The sequence below is a fragment of the Pseudomonas sp. AU12215 genome, assembly GCF_001675465.2.
In the GTDB taxonomy this organism is placed as follows: domain Bacteria; phylum Pseudomonadota; class Gammaproteobacteria; order Pseudomonadales; family Pseudomonadaceae; genus Pseudomonas; species Pseudomonas nitroreducens.
Window position 1 is genome coordinate 1 of sequence record NZ_MACM02000124.1, and the last position, 2,348, is coordinate 2,348.

At 56.7% G+C, this 2,348-nt stretch carries 1 protein-coding gene; it reads right to left on the reverse strand.

The window, feature by feature from the left end; genetic code table 11:
• Positions 1–568: 568 nt before the first annotated feature.
• Positions 569–2,251, reverse strand: coding sequence for an ATP-dependent helicase (locus A9513_RS16345; protein WP_369690184.1), 1,683 nt, complete (start codon positions 2,249–2,251; stop codon positions 569–571).
• Positions 2,252–2,348: the final 97 nt, after the last annotated feature.

A 2,348-nucleotide genomic window follows, 5' to 3' on the forward strand; every position in this document is an offset into this window, starting at 1 on the left:
CCGATTGAGGTCATGACAGAGGTAGTGGCGTTGCAGCATGATGCACCTGCTTCAATCCAGTAACCGTGTTGCACTCAGCTTCTGCAACCGCCCAACTAGAAGTGATTCTTGGAAACGACAAGGCATTTTTATTGCGATGTCTGCAACAGACTGTTGTAGTAATTAATTGCCGATTTGTTGATATGGATCATTGTGCTTTGAGTGGGGCAATAAGGTCGGGGCCTTCCTCTAGATGGTTAATCGTTTGCTGGCTCGACAAACACAAGTTCCAAGTGCACAGACCAGGAGTAACCCCGGCCTCCTTACGCCGGCGGGGGCGTCTGTGCAACGAATCGACTAGACCGGGCCGGGTACTCTGGTGCTCCATGACACAGACACCTACACACAGAGCACGTGTCTGCGCTGTATACAAGGTCTGCTTCGGGCCGATTGCTGCCCCAGGTGAGAGGCGGCTACCGACCCATTGCAGTCGTGTGAGGATGGCCTAATCCGGCCTGTGCGGTCATTGCGTGTCTACGAAACCTGGGATAGGGCAGAGTGAAGCCCTTACTGATCTAGAGTGCCGACTTTATGCCGGCGCTATCTCCAGCGGCGCCATGCTGGCCACCAGCAGACGAGTATCCCCATCGTCAAAAACGACTCGTAGTACGCGATCGTCGATCCATTTGTCGATGGTTCCCCTCCCGAAGATGGCGTGAACAACCCGCGTTCCTTTTGCCGCGCCGAAGATGTCTTGGCTTGTTCCCTTGGACGTGGGGGAAGAGGGTTGGGGGCGCTTTGCATAGCGCCAGTCTTTCGAGAAGAGAAAGGTCGCGAAATAAGTATTGGCGATCTCGGGGCGCGCCACCTCTCCAAGGGCCGCGAAGCGTTCTTCTTCGACAGCGGCTCCTGCATGCCGAGCCAAGGCAATATCCATTTCCCAGAGAAAGCGAGACACGGAGCTCGCCTCCGGATGTGTTTCAGTGATATCCGGGCGCTCCAGGCTGCGCTGAAACTCCAGGTCGTTGGGGTGAGCAATGAAAACCTCATCGACGGCGCGGGTGATGGCTACGTAGAACAGCCGGCGCTCTGCCTCGATTTCGTCGGCGCTTAGGTTGTCTCTGGGGATGACACCTCTCACGACACCGGGTACGAATACCCTCGACCATTGCGCCCCTTTTGCTCGGTGAATAGAACTGATCCACACGTGAGGTGTTGTGGGAGGCTCTATCGTCGATGAGTCGATAAGCGGGTCGAGGCTATCCAGAAACGCATCGATGCTACCTTCATGTCGGCTGGCGATAAGCCGGAATGCCTGGATGTTGGCCATGACCGCCGCAGCTTGATCTGCAGTGGGAGACTGCTTTTCGATATTTCGTTCGAATTCCGTTGCCAGCAGATACCGGTCCAGGACGGTAAGCACCTTCTCCTGGGGATCGGTGGCGGTCGCCAGGATCTCGAGTAAGTCCGCTCGGTCACGGACCTGGTTGGCTTGAAAGTCTTTGGTTTGCAGAGTGATAGTCGAGCGGATGGCCTCAACAAGGCGTTCTGGCTGGCGCACGACGAACTCTACAACACGGTTTACTGCAGCTTTGTCCAGATAGAGGGTAGGGCGGTGCAGCAAGCTCTTGATGACGTATCGGAGCTGGTCGGCTTCCATGCTTTTCCACCGGCCGCTAGCCAGTTGGAGAACACCGAGCAGTGCGCTGATCTCCGGAATGCGCATCAGCGGTGGTCGGCCATAGACGTGATAAGGGATGCCTCGTTGGTGCAGATCCAACTCCAAGGTGACGCTCAGATCGTAGGTCCTGACCAGCACGGCAATGTCCTGGAGCTTCACCCCAGTGGTGAGCAGCTCCGCTACGTGCTCTCCGAGGTCCGTCAGCCCGAGTGCCAGTGGCAGGCAATGGATACGTGTGCGTGGAGTACCCTCGGCTGAGATGCTGATCTTTGGGTTGCGATTGGTATTGCGTGTGATCACCTGGCTGGCAGCGATCGAAAGCATATGGCCAAAGCGGAACGTGTGCGGCAGGGTGTAACGGGTGGCATCCGGGAAGTCTTGCTCAAAGCCGCGGATGAGGTAGTCGGGCTCCGCACCGCGCCAATCATAAATGGCCTGGTCTTCGTCCCCGACGAGCATAACCTTGGCCCTGTCGCCGGCGAGGATTTTCAGCAAAGCGATCTGGATGCCGTTCATGTCCTGGGCTTCATCGACGATGAGGTGATCAACCCGGTTTTGGACGTATCGCTGAGTCGTTGGCTGGCTCAGCAGGGTTCTACCCCGTTAGCACGGACACTTTCGAGTAAGCTCACGCTGAGCTGAAGGAGTGTTCATGTCCAAGCGCAAGAGATACAGCCCCGAGTTCAAG